The following is an 18,714-nucleotide window of genomic DNA, read 5'->3' as shown; positions in this document are numbered from 1 at the left end:
CGCGTTCACTTGGACTCGACGGAACCGGTCGTCGATCGCCACGTTGGCCTGCCCGGATGACCGAGCTTCGGCAACCACGCGAATGCGATGATCACGAGCGCTGAACCGGCGACAAGCATCGGCACGACCATCGGCCACGCACCGAAGCGGTAATGCGGATCGACGAAGGCTGCGGCCGTCTGCCCCATGCAAAAAGCGCCGAACATCATGATGAAGCCGGACCACGACACCGCACGCCCCGCCAGATGCGGCAGGCCGCTGACCGCGCCGGCCTGTCCGCAAGGTTGGTGGATGCCGTGCCCAAGGCAGTACACCGCGTGACCCAGCAGCAGCGGCCACGCGCTGCCCGGAAGCAGCCAGCAGCCCAACGCCTGGATGATCGCGCCCGACAGGCTCAGCAGCGCGCCCTGTCGTACCGTCAGCAATACCCCCTGACGATGCAGCAAATGCCGGCAGCCGATCGTGCTCACCATGTAGACCAGCGAGCCGCCGGCGGGTATCCAGCCATACAACTGGGGCGACAGGCCCAAGTAGCCGATGTACACCATCGGCGAGAGCAACAGGAAGCAGAAGACGCCGGCATAGGTCGTCGCGGCCAGCAGCGCCCACGCCCGAAACTCCGGACTAGCGAAAATCTCTCGAACGCTGCCGGTCGGCTTCTCCGCCAACTCGTTCTGGTGCTTGGTTTCCTCGAAGCCGCGCCAGCACGCGACGCACAGCACGAGCGCATACAGACACATGCCCGCGAGCACCCAGCGCCAACCCGCGTGCTGCGAAACGTAAGCACCGACGATCGGCGCAAGCAGTGCCGTCGCGCCCAGCCCCGTGAGCCCGCGCGCCATCACGTGCGGGCCGTCGCTGGCCGGATACAGGTCTCGCACCGCCGCACGCGCGCATACGAGGATCGCGGCCATGGCCAGTCCCTGGAATGCACGCGCGGCAGCCAGCATCCACGCGGTGTCCGCGAGCGCGCCGGCCAGTGCAGCGACGGCGTAGCCCGCCAGTCCGGCCAGCAGCACGGGACGGCGGCCATACCGGTCGGCGAGGCTCCCCATCGGCAACTGCCCGATGCCGAACGCAAGCGCGAACATCGTCAGGCTGGCGCTGGCCGAGCCAAGCACGGCAGCGATCGCCGGCAGCGCAGGCAGGTAACTGTCAGTCGCGACCGGCTGCGCAGCCAGCAGGAAAGGCAACAGCAATGCAAAGCTCAGGGAACCGCGGCGAATCATTCAGGCTTGTCCCCGAGCAAATCGGTTGTGGGCAGGATCATCGTGGTGACGTCGCTGACGCAATCGCAGAGTGGCATGCGTCTGGACGCGGGTGGAATCCGGTTTCTCTCAGGGATCGTTTTCGTTTTGGGGGTTCTTCTTTGACGAGGCCGATCTCCAGTCGACCTCAGTATGCAATGGTCGCGGCGCGCCGCAGCTCTTCGGCGGTGGCCGTGCCGAAGCCGAAGAACTCCAGGTACGCCGGAATCATCTCGAACAGCATGTCCGTGCCGACCTGAACTTCGCAGCCCTTGTCGCGGGCTGCGCGCAGGAACGGCGTGTACTCCGATTTCATCACCACTTCGCCGACGAAGGCGTCGGGCGACAGGCGTGACACGTCGAACGGCAGCGGGTCATCCTCCTTCATCCCCATCGGCGTCGCGTTGACCACCACTTCGAAACCGTCCGGATCGTTCGAACCGGTGCTTACCTTCAGCTGCGGATAATGCTCGCGCAGCCGCTGGGCCAGTTCGTCGGCCGTGTTGCTCCGAGTGTCGAACAACGCGAGTTCGGCCACGCCGGCTGCCGCAAGCGAAGCGGCAATCGCCGAACCCACCCCGCCCGATCCCGAGATCAGTACACGCGCGCCGTCGAGCCGCCGTCCCTTGCGCAGCACGCCGCGCACGAAACCGGCGCCGTCGAACTGGTCGCCCAGCAGCGTGCCGTCCGGACGCTTGAGCACCGCGTTGCAGGCACCGGCGATGCGCACGGCGGGCGTGACTTCGTCGACGAGCCCGACCGTCGTCACCTTGTGCGGCATCGTGATCAGCGCGCCGCGCAGGTTCGTGAAGCGGAAGATCGACTCGAAGCTCTGCGCATAGTCCTCGGCCTTGACGCCCATCGGCACCACGACCGCGTCGATGCCCTTCTGGTCGAACCAGGGGTTGTAGATCATCGGCGACTTGAAGCTCTCGGTCGGGTAGCCGATGTGCGCGATCAGGGTGGTCTTTCCGGAAATCATGGTCAGTGGTGTTCTCTAAAGCGACAGTTAAGTTCAGGCGGTCAGGGCCTGCGCGCGCAAGCGGTCGTACTCGGTCTTGTCCACCGGTTGCGCGTCGGGCTGGCCCAGGTCGTTCATGTGGACGCGATAGGTCTCGCGGGCGGTGAACGCAGCCAGTGCGGCGATCACGGTGACGCCGAACGCGATCGTGCCGACGGTCAACCAGATGTTGGCGGCACCCGGGGGCGCCACTGCCGTGAAGAGCGCCGGCAGCATCGCGGTGATGGCCGTGCCGACGTTCTGTGCGATTGCCATCGCGGACACACGGGTGCGGGTCGGGAACAGTTCCGGGTAGAAGCTCGGGAACACGGCGTTGTAGCCCTGATAGACCACGCCCCACATCAGCAGCGACATCGCGAACGCCAGCGGCACGCTCTTGATGCTGATCGCGTAGAGGTAGATGAACGCGAGCAGGCCCGACAGCAGCGAACCGACGATGATCGGCGGCTTGCGGCCGATCCTGTCGGACAGGTTGCCGACGTACGGAATCACCAGCACCGCGACGATGTTGCCCACCACCGGGATCCACAGGTAGACGTCTTTCGCGAAGCCGATGCCGTAGGCGGGCTGCACCGCGTAGGCCGCGCCGAAGATCGTAGCGACCACCGGGATCACGTTCATCAGCGCCATGCACACCACCCGCAGCATGTTCGGCGTGCTGTACTTGAACGCGTCGACGACGGGCGAGCGCTTCTTTGCCTGACGGCCTTCACCTTCAATGAAGGCGGGCGTCTCGTCCACTTTGCGGCGGATGATATAGCCCGCGATGATGACCACAAAGCTCAGCAGGAACGGGATGCGCCAGCCCCAGATGTTGAACTGGTCAGACGGCATGTAGTGCGCCAGCGGCAAGAACACGGCGGCCGCCAGGATCTGCCCCGCCTGCACGCCCTGCAGCGTGAAGCTGGAATAGAAGCCGCGTCGGCCGAAGGGCGAGTGCTCGAGGATCATCGAGCTCGCGCCGGAGATTTCGCCTGCGACCGCGAAGCCCTGGATCAGGCGGAGGATCACCAGCAGCAGCGGCGCCATCAGGCCGACCTGGTCGTAGGTGGGCAACAGGCCAACCCCGATCGTCGAGAACCCCATCATGAACATGCACCAGAGCAGCACGGTCTTGCGGCCGTGGGTGTCGCCGAGGTGGCCCAGCACGAATGCGCCGATCGGGCGGGCGACGTAGCCTACGCCGTAGGTCGCAAGCGACGCGACGATGGCCGTTTTCGGGTCACCCTTCGGGAAGAAGATCTGCGGGAAGATCAGCGCGGCGGCTGTCGCGTAGATAAAGAAGTCGTAGTACTCAAGCGCCGAGCCGATCCAGCCGCTCGCGGCGGCCTTCTTCGACTGGTGCTTGCCTTGGGGTTCATGAACCGCGCGTGTGGTCATGGTTGTCTCCGGGTTTCTCTGGATAAATTGACGATTTACTTACGTCGTCTTACTGGTAACAAGAGTAGCTGGGCGTGGCGGAGGGGGACAAGGGAGCTAGCGTTATGAATGTTCGATTATCGCGCGATTGCGTTCGATTATCGCACGGTATGAGGGTTTGTCTGGGGCGGGTGGAGGGTCGGTCGGGTTGGGGGTTTTGGTGGGCTTGGCGTTGGACGTTGGATGCGTCGTTGAAGGTGTAGGCGTTCGTCAAGGACCTGCCGGTTACGGCCGGCGGTGGGCCGTCGCTCCGCTCGTATGCGCCCGCGCGGCCGTTCGACGCTGCACATGGTGCGCACGGTGCACCGAACCTGTTTGACCCGTGGTGCCGCAACCGGAAACGCATACGTTCTACGACGACGGCACGGGCACGCATTGCACGGCAACCAGTGGCGCGGGGACGTCGCGGTCGTCGTGCAATATCAAGTGGTGATGGGCAGCGCTGATCGCGCGATACCAGCCGGTCGGCACGCCCGTCTCCAGACGAATCCAGCCGATATCGCGTTGCAGCAACGCACCTCACATCGCCGTGATGATCAACCTGCCCGGCTCGATCGTTATCCGCGCCTTTTGGCCCGGGACAAAACCCGCGTCGTGGATGAGCCACATTCCGCCGATCCTCAACCACGGGTAAAAACTCTCGGGCCTCTTTCCCGTGTCCTTCGGAAAGCCCCAGGATTCCTGAATCGTTACGTAACGCTCCGTGATCGGTGGGCGTGATTTATCATTTGCCTTAGCCATGGGCAACTCCTAGGTAGTTGGCTGTGGTTAGCGGGTCGTAGGTGTTGGCGCATCTGCGGCCCGCGCTCGTTTACTGCGGTTTGTTTATTGTTCGGATTCCTCCTTTGTTGGCGTTTCGATGAAAGCGGTGCTTCGACGGGGAGATTACGGCGTGCGGCGTATTCATCGGCGCTCACAACGCACTCGCGATCGATATCAGTTGGATATTGCCTATTTGACCATCGTTGGTCACCTAACGTTTGCTGATTGGATGCACGTTAGCCGATAGGTATAGGCACACGATTTGGTCCGTGTTCAGGGTCATTGCGTGCGCTGATGGCTAGGAGGAAGGCGAATCAGGGCGAACGTCGATCTGTCTAACGACACGATTGACCAGAACCTGACGATTCGAAACAATTCGATTGAATCGGATCCACTGCTTACGCAGCGTCTAGTGTGTTGCATCGACCGGTTGAATCCGCCGGCCTTTGCGGACGTTCGGGGAGGCGATTCGTCGTGGCAGCTATTGATCGCTTTCCGGACATCCGGAGCATCACGGCCACGAATGTCCGCTGTCACTGCCAGTGAATACGTGCTGTCGACCGTCAACGGACGGTCGGTTACGTGGGACCAGTTGGCAGCTTCCGGGCTACAACAGTCACTAGCGCACTTACGTAGGCAGACGAGCGATAGGCCGAGCTGGACGCAAAAGGCTGCGCTCCTCGCTCGCCGGGATTCGGTGTCTAGGAGCGAACTTTTGTAAGAACACACTGCCGCCAAACGTTCCAATGCCACCCATCCCTCCGGGCGCGTTAATCGTGGAGGGGCAAACTGCATTGCCGCGACCGCCAATACCTTTTGGTAGACAAGCCGCGAGCGTCCGGTAGCGATAATGCGGCCTTTTCAGCGCCTAATGAATGCCGTCACGTCAAATCTATGGAGCGTTCCATAGTCAATTCTGACAATATCCTCGTGGATGTATCACACACGGCTCATGCAGTGCGCGCAGATAGAACGCGCGATAGCATTTTCAACAGTCCAGGACGCAGATCATTCGACGACTGATAAAACACGATGCGCTTGGATTGGACATCAAAGGGAACTTCCGTTTCACTATGAGATAACAGTATGACCGGTTTATCGAGCGCGTGCGCAATTCCTAGTTCATAAAAGACATTTGGATTTCGGCCACTAATATTTGCGACGATGACCCTTGCCTTAACGATCTGCCGCAACAGCTGAGGAAAAATATCTCCATGGCTCGCTTTTTCGTCTCCGCGGTTCACTACAAAGCCAAGCTCGCGCCCCACTTCTGCAACAGCCTTGAAATCATCTCTAAAATCATCATGAAACGGCGTCAGTACAAATATTAAATCATCCTGAACCTTCATGTCCTCGGCCTCTATGCCGTGCGAGCGAAGAAATTCTGAATGGGTCGCATAAGGTTTTTTATCCGACAAATCATCTCTCTTGTTTTGGCCCGCAATCACAAGATGATTAATCTCGCGCCAGCGTCCCTCCGATGAAGCGAATCTCGTGTTGAGCTCCATGAGCTGGCGTTCCATGTGGGCTCTAAAATCGTCAAGCCTTGCGTGCTCAAGATGAAGTACCTTCTCGCGAAATCTCATATATTGACGAAATGCCAGGTACGCGATAAAACTTATCACATAGACGGCCCCAAATATCGAGGCAGAAATAATTATCGTATTTTGCGACATGATTTATCTCACAAACTGAAGGGCTACGTAGAACGTGGAGCCAGATATCGCTGCATTCAGCGGAAACGCCCAGACGAAGTGGCCACCGAACTTGTTTGTGACTGCTCGATCGCATACTCGCCACAATATCGTTGCGATCAGGCTAATGACAAGATAAATTACCATTAGAGCTACCAATACCTGCGTTGTGGGCGCAGGCTGCATTGTTGCTTTTACAAATAGACTAACAACCAAAAATGATACATCAATCGGCAGCGCTGCCAGCGCCTTAAGATAGTCAATACGGTCAGGCCTGTGATGAAGAAAAAGCTTATATAGCTGCTTCAGCAGTATGAGCGATAGCGCGACTATCAGCGGCCAGTTAAGTTGCATCCCATTCCCCGGGAAATCTAAATTACTGTAAAGATGCTCATCGTTGCGATTACGCAACTTAATCCTATGCCTTCGCGATCTATGTCATCACCGCAACGCTCCATTTAGGCTAAAGCGATTCGACAAACAACGTTGTCGACGCGTTGACGCAACAGAACGACCAAAGGCTGCCAGCTGGTCTCTGACTGTGCCGAGTTTATGACTGACAGCGGCGGTGCGGGATGGTCGCGATATTACCCCATGAGGTAATGTGTCTACAACGGCCCAGACCAACCGGCTTTCCAGCAACCAGCATGAGGCCATGTTAGAAGTTAGAAGTGCCTGGGTGCATTCGCATCTGTAACTCATATCGTTCGACAGGCGTAATTCTTCCTGGGCGAAAGCATGCGCCTCGCGCTCTGTCGCGGCTCCACGGCGGTACTTCTTTGGAGGACGACACACTGGCCACCTATCAACGAGGTCCACTGTCAGGCCCAAGCTGACGATCAGATGACCGCGAAGCGGAGTCACCGAACAGCAGTTTCTGGCCGCACTGCGTCCCACGACCGGACACGCCGATCATCTCGCGCGCGCGTTTCAGGCAAAGCGATCGCCGACCCCTTGCACCCCGTCGCCTTGCCCCGCTCCGAAGCTACAACAGACCATTTGCGTAGTCGCTAGGCCAACGACGACTCATTAGAAGCGCGCGACAGCGCCCAAGTGGGCGTCGCGCGCAACGGCCGGCACGCAATACGACGGACCAAAACAAATGCGATAGTCCGCACCAGGTGATGCCAAGCAATACATGAGCGTAGCCCGCCCCCTGAGTGCTTACAACAGCTCACCGTTCCGAATTACCGTGAAGTTCCGCGGGTTAATCATGCGAGTCGAGTGATTGGTGACGCGGACATCGCCATGGCACTGCACCAGATGCTTCGCACCGTGAGCGGTGATCGCTTCCTGGTAGTCGTCCTTGCCGAGTTCGACTGACACCTTCCTGTGCAGGCCCTCGATCATCGCGACGATCGTGATCGTTCCGCTTTCGTCGGCCAACGGTCGATCGAGCTTCTCCACGGACCCCGTGATCGTTCGGTCATAGAGGGTGTAGTCCTCGCGTTTGTAGTAGGCTGCGGCCTCAGCAACCCGCTCCACCTTGTCACGGTCGAACACGAACGTAACGGGTAGGCTCGGGGCGTCGCTTCCGCCGGCCGGCGAAATCATCACCTCAAACCCGCGCTTCCTGTCCGTACCGCTCAATCCAACCAAGGCATCGCATAAGTTCGCGCTCGCGCCGTTGTTGATCGCCTCATCGAGCACGACCGGGCTGCCGCCACTTGCTACTGTCTCGATCGCATTGTCGAGCGCTCGCAAACCAGACGATAGCGTGGCAGTGACCAGGGAGGTCAGCGGAATGGACGGTAGGCCCAGTTGTGTGGTCTGCTGCTGCGGCACGGGAGCGATAATGTTGACGATGTAACTACCCACCTCGGTCTGGCCCAGCCGCAGTGATTTCAGATACTCGGTGGCTTCTTCCGGTCTACGCCCGCTGAACTGCCGGCGTTTGGACATCGATGCGCACGCCGCTGCTTCCATCAGGTCGCGTGCGTGTTCGTTCAGCAACACACCATCGTTGAGAGGGATGGTGCCGCCTTCCACGTCGAAGTGAAACACGCGCACCCTGATGCGGTCGGCGAAACGGCCCATTACATCCGAAACGATTTCGACCGGCGTGCGCCGCGCGAAGTCAGCGAGTACGCGGACGGCATCAACGAGGCGGTTGTGGAAGTCTTTGGCCCGCTGCGCCGACGTGGGGAGTACCACCTCGGCGTCGATAGCGTCCGGTTCGGGCCGGTGCCACACCGTTGCAAGATCGCCAAGGTCCGCGTCCTTCCTCCAGCCTGTGAGCGTGAGGTACGCAGCAAGTTGATCGGTCGTAATGTCAGCCAAGCGTTTCAGGAAATCGTTACGGTCCATCACGCGCGCTCCAGATTGCTCGCAAGCGTCATGAGATACATGAGGCTGTCGGTCGTGAGCCGCTGGTTCAGCGGTACGTCAACTGTAACGTTATTGCTGTTCGTCGTACTCGGTTGGTCGCGCAGCGACACGTAGAAACATGCGTTGTGCATGCTCATGTGTTCCTGGTGATGTTCCACCCAGTAGGCTGGATCGTCAGGAACGAGTAGAACAGCTAGGTAGCGCGGGCACAACACGTTGGTGCCGCGCAAGTCGTCATAGTTCTTGCGCGACAGCGGGAACTTGATAACGTCGCCCGAGACAAGGTCCCGCGAAGTACATTTGAGTTGGAACTGCACCTTGGGGTTGCGAAGCACGCCGGTGAACCCGCGACCACTTAGTTCGAGGTCAACGCTGTCATCGTCCACCTCCAGCTCGGACGGGTTGAACCCGGCCTGCGCCGCGATGGCGCGGACGTATGCCTTGTTGAACTGCTCCTTTTGCTTTGCGATGTCCATTCAACCCCGATCCTCGCAACCGGCTGCTCGCCGTAGCAGCGTCGCGTCGCGTTCAATTTTTCCCCATTGTAGCGGCCTTACGCAGGGCCAGCTCGGACGCAACGTTCAACGCGATCGACCCGCCGCTCGCCCTTCCAGCGTTCGAATGAACCGGATCGACGCACCGATATGGCTGAAAATCAGCAGAGCCTCGCTATGGTTTAGGATGGGGTTGTCGTGCGCAAGGCTTTTGTTATTGCGCACATCGTTGAACGCTTCCAAGACGCTGATGCTGCTCCGCAGGATGCGGTCGGTCATCTCCGACTCGAGCAGTCGGGCCGCCCGAACTGCTTTGACGTATTCGCCCATAAGGCTGTGCAGCGGCTTGTCCCGATTCACCTCGATGCCGCGGCGCTCACAGTGCGTGCGCAGAAACTTGATCGTGAACACGTGCAAGCGATCAAGCGCTGTAGCCGGTTCGTTTTGATCGATTGCCATTCGTATGTGTTTCGCGGCTGCTTCAAAGTCCAGGTCGTTGACGCTGGCCGTGAACGCGTCGACCTCCGGAACCGGAATCAACGGGTTTTGATGGAGTCGGTCGATGATCTTCTGCACGTCGGTGAGCAGGGCATTGTCCACGTCGGCCGGAAGGCACTCATATTCGTTGGCGTGCTCGATCATCGCGACCAGCACTTTGGCAACGATGTGGTCTGGTTCAATGGTCCAGAAGCCCCGCATCCGGTTGGCCTTGGAACCCGAACTCATATTGATCCGGTATTTGGCGTCGTCGATGTCCAGACCGGTGTGCTCCTCGAAGAAGAGGGAAAACGTGCGGTCCGAAAAGTTGAGCACGTAGCCGCTGCTCATGCCAAGCAAGCGTTCGAGTTTCCGCTTTTCGATGGAGGACAGGGTTGCCATGCTGGTCCCAATGTATTGGCCGGTCTGTTGACAATTGTACCGAGGAACAGCGGCGCCGCAGGGCGAGCGGCACGTACCGGCGGGGAGCAGCAAACGCCGTCATGCGGCTTCGGTCGCGCCGTCCCCTGGCCCCGTGGCGGGCGGCATTCGGATGATCGCCTGGCGGTCGTCCGACACAACACGGTCGTACCGCTGCACGAACCTGCGCATCTTCTCCGGGTGCTCGTTGTACGACATGATCCAGCGCTGGATCGCCGCCGCCACCGCTTCGATCAGTTGGTAGACATTGATGTACTTCACCATCGGGTCGGTGCTCGGCGGGTGACCCTGGGCGCCAACGTAGGGCGTCAGCCTAGCGACCTTACCCGTGGCGACCTTGCGCGACTCCAAGTTGGACATGTGCAGCAGGCTGTTGCGTAACTCCCATAGTTCCTCGGGCGTCGCCCCAGCCGGGTCCGGGTCGGCGAACGTGCGCAACCAGTCGATGAACACCGACGTTTCGCCACGGCCTCGATCGCCAAACTCGACGTAAGCGATCGTGTCCAGGAACGACATCAGCAGTTTGAGGCACGAGATGAAGTGCCCGTTGTTGAACAGCAGCCGTATAGCTTTGAAATAGTCATCGTGGATCAGGCCGGGCATGTCGAACGTGCCGGCTTCCTCGTTGATGTACTTGAACAGGTAGTCGTCCATTTTCCCCGGTCCTGCAACGCCGTCGGGCAGTTTCGACACATCGAGCGGCCCCAGCGGCACACTTACGTGGATGGTGGGCACGCCATCGACGATGGGCGTGACGCAAAAAAGCGGGGCAATGCCCGCACCGACCTCGGCGAACAGTGGTTCGAACATGTGAACCGTTTCGCCCAGGCGCTCCATCGCGTGGTACTCCTCGCGTCGCATCGGTCGGGCCAGCGGCACGCGTCGCGCCGACGAAAAGTCGAGCATTGCGCGCTCTTGCAAAAACGCCAGTTTCTTTGCGTCGCTCCCTTGCCGGAAATATTGCTTGATCCCCACGGCCCGCAGTTCGCCGGCTTCGAAATACGTGTACACGTTGTACACCGGTTCGTGCTTTTTCATTACCCTGTGCTCGGTCTCATTGTCCTGAAGATGGTAAACCGACCCGAGGCATATGCACGCGAGTGCTTGGTTACCGAATCAAGCTGCGGCCTAAATGACGCTGCTCACGAGGCGGTGACCGTCGTCTACTGGCCGACAGTTACCTTTCAACTTCGGACGGGAACTCGGCCTTTGCTGCCATTCGGGCAGGCTGGGTGCCACGTCAGCAATGCGGCGGATTGCTGACGGTGGCGGCGTCGAGCAGCCGAACGGCAGCTTCCAGCATCAGCGAACTCACACTTCCGCAGCGGAAACTGCTGGACCTCACTATGGCGATCTGCGCGTACAAGACGCGCCCCGGACATGGGTGATCTGACTCATTCAGAATCGGAAGCCCCATCATTCTTGAGCTCGGCGAACTTGGTCGCCATCGTTGGGTTACCCCGAGTTAGCCTCTTGATTGTCACGTCCTGCGCCTTGTCGTTCGCAAGCCGAAGGTTCCGATCGGTTCCGAGGAGGGCCTCCTTCGTCTTCTGCAGGTGGTCGATCGACTTGTCGATCTCATCGATCGCTGTTTGGAAGCGCCTGGAGGCGAGGTCGTAGTTCTTCCCGAATGCGGTCTTAAATGCCTCGAGTTCGGTTTCGAAGTTCGTAATGTCTATGTTCTGCGCCTTAACTAGTGCCAGCTCCGACTTGTACTTGAGTGAGTTCATCGCCGCATTCCGCAGAAGCGTGATGATTGGAAGAAAGAACTGCGGTCGGACGATGTACATCTTCGGGTAGCGGTGGAACACGTCGACGATCCCGGTGTTATAGAGCTCACTGTCGGGTTCAAGCAGGGAGACAAGCACTGCATACTCGCAACCCTTCTCGGTGCGATCCTTGTCGAGCTCCTTCAGGAAGTCTTCGTTTTTGTTCTTCGTCGCGGTGCGATCGCTCTCGTTCTTCATTTCGAACATGATCGAGACGATCTCAGTGCCAGCGTCATCTGAGTCACGAAAGATGTAGTCGCCCTTGCTGCCAGTCCGAGCGTCGTTGTCCTTCTCGAAATATGCCTTCGGAAACGCCGTCGCTCGAATGCGGTTGAACTCGGTCTCGCAGTGCTGCTCGAGAGTTTCGCCGACCATCTTGGTCGACAAGCGAGCCTTCATGTCACGGAGGCGTTCGATCGCATCATCGCGATCCTTGATCTGCGTCTCGTACTTATCCTTGAGCGACTTCTCTGCGAGCTGTTTCTCAAGCTCCGCTCGCTCGAGGCCGCTCTTCAGTTCGTCCCGCTCTTTCTCGACCGCACTGACTGCCTCGGTGATCGCGAGCTTCTGTGCAACCTCGATGGCGTCGAGCTTGGCCTTCAGGCCCTGGATCTCCGCGTCCTTCGTGGCGGCGGCGCTCTGTAGTTCGTTCACGAGCTTCACCTCGGCTAGCTCGGAAGCGGCTTGCTTGTCATGCTTCGCTTGCTGAAGTTCGTTCGCAAGCGCATCACGCTCTTTTTCCACGGCGCTAAGGGCCTCGGTCACGGCGAGCTTCCGTGCCACCTCACCGGCATCTAGCTTGGACTTCAGTTCCTGGATCTCGGCGTCCTTGGCTGCAGTTGCCTTCTGCAATTCGCTGGTGACCTTAGTCTGGGCGAGTTCGACAGCGTTACGCTTGTCCTGCTCGGCCAGCTCAAGTCGCTCGTGCAATTGCTTCTCGAATTCCTTGTCACGAACCTGCTTCAGAATGTCCGCGTACCCAGCCTCGTCGATCTTAAATGCCTTCCCACAGTGCGGGCAGATGATTTCATGCATGACTACTTACCCTCCACCTTGGCCAGAATCCGCATGAGCATTTCTGGCACCGCGCCCTCGGCCTTAAGTGTTGCCGTCCGATATGCGAGTTGATTTTTCGCGAGACTGATACCTGCCGCGGCCTCAACGTTTTTGCAGGCCGTGATCCATTCGGCCCAGTTCGCCGACAAGAACGATTCAAGGTGATCCTCAAAGATCGCTACTTGATCAGCAACGGTGGCAGATGGGAAGTCCTCCTCAGTTCGACCGAAGTATTTAAGCGCCGCGCGATTCGCTGCTACATGGCCCTTCCGCTCCTCATCGATCTTGCTTTGCGCCTTCCCATTGGCCTTCGCGCGCGCCTCAAACCCGCCATCCGCATCAAAGAGCGCGTAGACCGGGATACCGATTGACGTCAGGACCGCGTGTGTGAGTGGAATGGATGCCTTGCCTCCTACGGGGACAATGGAGATGCCAGCGGCCTCGAGCGAGCCGAGAGAAGTCTTATCGCCAATACCATAGAACACTGACGACTCTGTCGTACCTTCCACGAGGAAAGCGCGATGCGCGAAGAGTGCCACGGCAAGCTGATTCGCCACGATGCCGTCCAGCTGGCGGTCAACTGTATCGGCGCTCACTACACCGTTCAGTTTGGTCTTTACGTCAGCAATCGTCGCAAGATGGACAGTGACCACAGGAATCTCGTCAGATGACCTCGTCAGCCTCCTGACCTGGTCGAAATGTCGCGCTTCAAGGAAGTAAGGACTATGAGTCGCATAGGTCACTTGGATGCGCTTTCCGGCGTCCTCGGCGAGCGACCGGAGCACCTTCGCGAACGTCTGGGCCTGAATCGGGTGCTGAAAGAGTTCTGGCTCTTCGATCGCCAGGCAGATGACACCCTCTGTCGACGCAGCACCTGACTGTGCCAAAAGTTGAAGCGCCGAGATCAGAAGCGTGCGCTGAAAACCATGCCCCTGTCGCTCTACCGCAGTCTCGGTTGTGCCATCGCGCACCGCCACCTCGAATGTGGTCCGAGGGGCCTTGAGTTCAACCTCTGCAGGTGAAACCGTGACAGCCCGACCGGGCGAGTAAGATGTGACGACTTCGTTGAGCTGCGTCGTTATGGCCTCAAGCTGCGCTTTGAATTTCTCCTCGTAAACATTCTGCTGCTTTGCGCGTGACTCCTCGACGATCTTCGCGATCTCCTCATCAGCCGCAGCGCGATCGACTGAACGCTCAAGAATTCGACCAATGATGCTCGACTTTCCGTCGATCGACTCCTCGCTCGCCCGAAGGTCAGCAGTGACCAGGACGAAGTCAAAAAGCCCACTCATCTTGCCGCCGCTATTGAAGCCGAAGAAGTTGGTCTGCAGGGACTCCGGCGCTTCGGTGAGATGCTCGGTATGACCAGCCTCCCAAGTCGTCATAACTTGGTTGGCAGCGTCGGCGCTACTCCAGGCCGGAAGAGCAAGTGACGAATCAGAGCTCCGCAGATCGTTGTAAGCCGCCTTCTTGTCGGCAGCGGATCCTTTACCACGGATGGCGTTGAATGGTGGGTAGCTCTTCGAGTTCGCAGATAAGCTTTCAGCCCCGTCTGGGCCGCGGCGCTTCCACGCGGTGAAGGTCGTGACCTCTGCCGGAGCGTACTTGCCAAGCTCGTTCCGATCCTTGTCGGTGAGGTCAGCGAATGTGACCTGAACCTCAATGTCTTCGTCAGTCGCCCCGAAGGAGCAGTCCTTCTCCGTCAGTGAACCGGGTTTGCCGTTAAAGTACCAGTCGAGCGCACGAAGCACAGTTGACTTGCCGGCGCCGTTCGGCCCAATGAATGTCGTAACGGAATCGAAGGGAATCGTCACGTTTTTCAACGTGCGGAAATTTTTTATGCGAACGGATTGTATCTTCATTGTGGATTCGAGCTTCTTGTGTCTTTTGGCGAAGACAGATTTGCCGATACCGATGTGGTACCCGAAAAGAGCAGTCTCTCGCCGGATCATTCGCTAACGTTGAGCGCGCCGCTACCTTGCGACCTACGACAGTTCGGTTTGCTGGGGTGGCGCAGTGGAAGCCGTTGCCGCGTGTCTGCGGAGATCTAGTCAACGATGGCTATACGCGAATCCCAAGAGCTATGTTTCCCAGAGGGGATGGGACGGCGTCCGGGAAATGTTTGAGCGAGGATCGCAAGTCGTGACATCTGGTTGAGGTCGAAACGTCGCCAGTCAGGGAGTCCACCGTTGCTACTTTGTCCCCCCGTCTGATAGGCGAGAACTTGCCTGACTCCATTTGTAACTCCATATACGTGGGGTTCGGCAATTCGCGGACGATTGTGATAATAAAACTCAATCAACCGTTTGTTTGCGATAGCCTCTAATATCACGTTTTCCATATGGCCCCGTTTTTCACTCGGCAGGTCCGCATGACGTCGTGGGCAGCAGTCGGCGTCACAGAGGCAATACCTGCCGCTAGATTTAGCGTCTGTTCAATGTAGACGGTAAACGTTGCCGAAGCGAGAATGAATTGCGCCCATCACGGCAGAAAAACGGTGAATCCAGTTACCTGTTTGCGGCACAGTAAAAATTCAGATTGAGCGGGTAGAGGCGTTACCTGCGCTCGGCAGCACAATGACACGGACCGGACCGGTGCCGGCACCTCCTGAACGTCTTCTCCCGGTGCCGGCCCTACGCATTTACGCGAGCCACCTAGGACCTGCCATTGAGGATTGCCAGGTCCGATTTGTGGGGTGTTCGTAGAACTGGTGTAATCGGCCATTTGCAGTCATTCGCCCGGTACCAAATGCCGACGTTCGAGCGTTCCGTCCACTCAAACAATGGTCAATGCCTACAGGCGTCACCTCAGCTATCTTGGCCGTTCGCAATAGAGGATCTGTCGTGACGAGGGTCCGGTAAACTATCCAACGCATTTATGGCGAAGATGTCGAAGGGGTTCAGCGCGCGAAAGGCGCCCGATCCGACGAAGCCCAATGCCTCGTCGATCATCTACCCGATCTGCTAGAGAAGCGTCTTGGTCCAGTGCTAAACTTGGACAAGTAGGCCATCGCAGAGTCGCCGTCCGGCATGAGCCGAAACGGTCGTGCTGACTAAGTGAAATAGCAACGATGAACGAAAATGAGCTTTTCACTGCTGGAAATGACGGGTTGGTGCCGCGGGGTGATGCTGCCCGTCAGGCTGTCGATTCACTTCGTGGGTATGCCTATCAGGTAACGGCAGCGGCGCTCGCTTGGCTCGACCTCGATGAACGGGGTCGCCTCTTTTTGGAAGTAGCGGAAGATTATGCTGTCGTCGTCCACCAAGCGTTCGAAGCCGTACAGGTCAAAGATACGGAAGCCTCGGGGACCGTCACACTCAATACCGAAAGCGTTCGCGACGCGGTTTCAGATTTCGTGTCGTTGGTGGCCGGCAACCCTAATGTGAATGTGCAGCTTCGGTATTTCACGACCTCTGAGATTGGGACGGAAAGAGCGGTAGACGAGCGTCCCGGCGGGATATCCGGTCTTGCGTATTGGCGGAACGCAGCCACCGGTGCTGATGTCGGGCCGCTTCGTTCGATATTGGAAAGCGACAAGTTCTCGGCGGCGGTCCAGAAATTCGTGAAGGACCGAGAGGATGAGGCTCTTCGCAGCGACATGCTCCGCAAAATCCATTGGGATTGTGGCAAGCCCAACCTCGCTGCACTTCGTAAAGAATTCGAAGTAAGGCTGGTCGTGGTCGGACGCGATGTCTTCGGCCTCGCCGCGCCCGAGGCGACGCGCATTGCCGATGTGCTGATCTACCGAGTGCTTGAGAGGAGCATTGCAAAAAATTCAGCCGATCGCGTCTTAACGCGAGCGGACCTCTATCTCGCCGTCGACCAAGCCACTCGGATTTTTGTTCCCAGGACAGTGGCCGACATGCTGGCTTTGATTTCGTCTGGCCTGACGACTTCTGCATTGGCAGGTCTTGGCGCAGGTTTACCTGTCGCGGTCGCGGAGCCGGGTTGGCTCGTCGAAGGCAACGCGTTACCGCCGGCCAAGGGCATGGTGCCGCGCACGGCAATCGAGGCTGACATTGCCGACCGGCTGCGTCGGCTCGGTACTAGCATTGTCACTGGTGCGAGCGGTCTCGGTAAGTCCTCGGTGGCACGCGCGGTTGCGAGAAGGCTGGCAAATGAGTTCGTGATAGTCGATTTTCGAAATAGCGACCCAGAGGAAACGCGCACCCGCCTCGATGCGATGGTCTCGCGGATCGGCGGTCTAACCTCGCCGATCATCATCTTCGAAGATCTGAATCATTTGAACGATCCACTTGTCGCGCCGTCCATGGCGCGGGTCTTCGAGGCACTGCGCCGGCGCGATCGCGCAGTGATCGTGACGTGCTATCTCCCACCTACTTCGAGAGCGCTCTCAAGCGCCGGCCTCGATGCGGGCTGCAGTGTTGAGTGTCGGTATTTCACAGAAGGTGAAGCGGCGGAACTGGTAACGGTTCACGGTGGGGATCCTAAGCTTTGGGGGCGCCTTTCTTATGTCGCCGGAGCCTTCGGGCATCCACAATTGGTGCATGCGTTCATTGCGGGAATGGCCGCCCGCGGTTGGCCCCGCAACGATGTCATTGAAATCGTCGGTCGTGGACTTTCAACCGGAGACATCGACGCGGAACGGGAGGCGGCGAGGCGCACGCTTGTTTCTGTGCTTCCCGAGAACACGCGCAATTTGCTCTATCGCCTTAGTTTGACCATCGGCCGTTTTGATCGCGCAATGGCACTAACCATTGCCAACGCACCGCCTCCCCTCGCACACGCCGGTGAATGCATAGATGCTCTTATCGGGCCGTGGTTGGAAACGGTGGGCCGCGACAGCTATCGTGTTTCTCCGTTGGCGGGGCGGTCTGGTCAGGGGATGATGTCGCCCGCCGAGCAGGCCAGTATCCATAGCGCGATCGCAACGCAGTTCATGTCGAGCGGCACCATCAACGGCGGTGACATCGACGTCATCATACTGCACGCGATGCTTGGCAAGAACGAGCGAGTCTTGTTCATGCTCGCCCACAGCATTTTGACATCTGACGAACGCACCGTTGGGCTTCTCGCCGAGAACCTCACGACGTTCAAGCTACTTCGTACCGACGCGCCGATCTACCCGGACAATCTGCGTGTATCCGGAATGCTGCGGCTCGCGCAATTCAAGATCCTGGTCGCAGCGGAGGAGACCGACAAGATCTCGGAATGCGCGTATGCCTTGTTTAGCGAGACGGAGCAACAGAAGGATGACGAAATGCGTCACGGGTTCCGCGTGGTGTCCTTCGCGGTTGTTCTCGGCACTTTGGGCATCGCCAATTATCTTGACAACTGGCTCGATCTTCTCGGGCAGTTTCAAGCGATCACGGAAGCAGACGAATTTTTGAGCAGTCTTCAGGTCAATTTTGAAAAAAAGGGTCAGCAATGTTCAAGCCTGTTTGGACAGCTCTTTGTCATCGGCAGTTCAGGGCCGTCCACCGTCGCGAGACTTGAAAGTGTGATCAACCAGATGGACAAGGTCGAGCCAGCCCGACGCTCCCTTTATCTCAACGCCGTTGGCGAAGTATTGCCCGACTACTCCGTGTTTATTAATAGTGCATGGACTTTGGAGCGCCAGCGCGACGCATTGAACGCCGCCGACGCGGCCGAGCGATATCGCCGTATGGCGATCACGACTGCCACTTGGGAGACACGGCTGCTTACGATTCAGTGCTGGATCGCGCAATCCGTCATGCTCGATGAATGTGTCGACGATAGCGAAAGTGCGTTGAAGGTGCTGGACGAGGCCGTCGAAGCATTCGGCGATAATGTATTGCTATCCCGCGCTCGCGCAAAAATATACTGGCGTTCGCAAGATCACGAGCATGCCTTATCAATCTTGCGCAACATCGCAGACGAGGTGGGCCGTGACAATTATGTCGAACGCGCTTTTGCCCTGCGAGAGGCGGCGATCAGCGCTGCGAAGTGCGGCGAATGGGCGCAAGCGGAAAAGTGGTTCTTGGAAAGCAAGGAAGCTGCAGCACAATCTCAACTTCCCGACAT

The 18,714-nt window shown here is 58.5% G+C and carries 15 protein-coding genes; 1 reads left to right on the top strand and 14 read right to left on the bottom strand.

The window, feature by feature from the left end:
- Positions 1–5 precede the first annotated feature (5 nt).
- The 14 genes from ACV229_RS21675 to ACV229_RS21610 all read right to left on the bottom strand — a co-directional run bounded on the left by ACV229_RS21675 (position 6) and on the right by ACV229_RS21610 (position 15,659).
- Complete coding sequence (locus tag ACV229_RS21675) at positions 6–1,229, bottom strand: MFS transporter (protein ID WP_448085156.1); 1,224 nt, start codon at positions 1,227–1,229, stop codon at positions 6–8.
- Between the two features lie 166 nt (positions 1,230–1,395).
- Positions 1,396–2,229, bottom strand: coding sequence for a shikimate dehydrogenase family protein (locus tag ACV229_RS21670; protein WP_448085155.1), 834 nt, complete (start codon positions 2,227–2,229; stop codon positions 1,396–1,398).
- A gap of 33 nt (positions 2,230–2,262) precedes the next feature.
- Positions 2,263–3,648, bottom strand: a complete 1,386-nt coding sequence (locus tag ACV229_RS21665; RefSeq protein ID WP_448085154.1) for an MFS transporter — start codon at positions 3,646–3,648, stop codon at positions 2,263–2,265.
- Positions 3,649–4,038: 390 nt separating this feature from the next.
- Positions 4,039–4,200, bottom strand: a complete 162-nt coding sequence (locus ACV229_RS21660) for a hypothetical protein (RefSeq protein WP_448085153.1) — start codon at positions 4,198–4,200, stop codon at positions 4,039–4,041.
- A gap of 6 nt (positions 4,201–4,206) precedes the next feature.
- Entirely contained in the window at positions 4,207–4,428 is a 222-nt protein-coding gene (locus ACV229_RS21655; protein WP_448085152.1) for a SymE family type I addiction module toxin, read from the bottom strand.
- Positions 4,429–5,399: 971 nt separating this feature from the next.
- Positions 5,400–5,972: a hypothetical protein gene (locus ACV229_RS21650; RefSeq protein WP_448085151.1), complete on the bottom strand. Its 573-nt coding sequence runs from the start codon at positions 5,970–5,972 to the stop codon at positions 5,400–5,402.
- A 156-nt stretch (positions 5,973–6,128) separates the two neighbouring features.
- Positions 6,129–6,497, bottom strand: coding sequence for a hypothetical protein (locus tag ACV229_RS21645; protein WP_448085150.1), 369 nt, complete (start codon positions 6,495–6,497; stop codon positions 6,129–6,131).
- Positions 6,498–7,307: 810 nt separating this feature from the next.
- Positions 7,308–8,450 carry a hypothetical protein gene (locus ACV229_RS21640; protein WP_448085149.1) on the bottom strand — a complete coding sequence of 381 codons (1,143 nt, stop codon included), beginning with the start codon at positions 8,448–8,450 and terminating at the stop codon, positions 7,308–7,310.
- Positions 8,450–8,947, bottom strand: coding sequence for a DUF4365 domain-containing protein (locus ACV229_RS21635; RefSeq protein WP_448085148.1), 498 nt, complete (start codon positions 8,945–8,947; stop codon positions 8,450–8,452). Before ACV229_RS21635 ends, ACV229_RS21640 begins: the two co-directional genes overlap by 1 nt.
- Before the next feature lie 105 nt (positions 8,948–9,052).
- Positions 9,053–9,844: an abortive infection family protein gene (locus ACV229_RS21630; protein WP_448085147.1), complete on the bottom strand. Its 792-nt coding sequence runs from the start codon at positions 9,842–9,844 to the stop codon at positions 9,053–9,055.
- Between the two features lie 99 nt (positions 9,845–9,943).
- Entirely contained in the window at positions 9,944–10,921 is a 978-nt protein-coding gene (locus ACV229_RS21625) for a hypothetical protein (protein WP_448085146.1), read from the bottom strand.
- A 356-nt stretch (positions 10,922–11,277) separates the two neighbouring features.
- On the bottom strand, positions 11,278–12,687 hold the full coding sequence (locus tag ACV229_RS21620) for a DUF2130 domain-containing protein (protein WP_448085145.1): 1,410 nt from the start codon (positions 12,685–12,687) through the stop codon (positions 11,278–11,280).
- Positions 12,688–12,689: 2 nt separating this feature from the next.
- Complete coding sequence (locus ACV229_RS21615; RefSeq protein ID WP_448085144.1) at positions 12,690–14,570, bottom strand: ATP-dependent nuclease; 1,881 nt, start codon at positions 14,568–14,570, stop codon at positions 12,690–12,692.
- A 945-nt stretch (positions 14,571–15,515) separates the two neighbouring features.
- Positions 15,516–15,659, bottom strand: a complete 144-nt coding sequence (locus tag ACV229_RS21610; protein WP_448085143.1) for a hypothetical protein — start codon at positions 15,657–15,659, stop codon at positions 15,516–15,518.
- A gap of 119 nt (positions 15,660–15,778) precedes the next feature.
- On the opposite strand from ACV229_RS21610, the gene ACV229_RS21605 reads away from it, so the two are divergent.
- The coding region (locus ACV229_RS21605; RefSeq protein ID WP_448085142.1) for a hypothetical protein at positions 15,779–18,714 on the top strand (2,936 nt) is incomplete at its 3' end.

The sequence above is a fragment of the Burkholderia sp. MR1-5-21 genome, assembly GCF_053427715.1.
The sequence above is the reverse complement of the archived record's forward strand: the minus strand, read 5'-3'. Positions and strand labels throughout refer to the sequence as shown.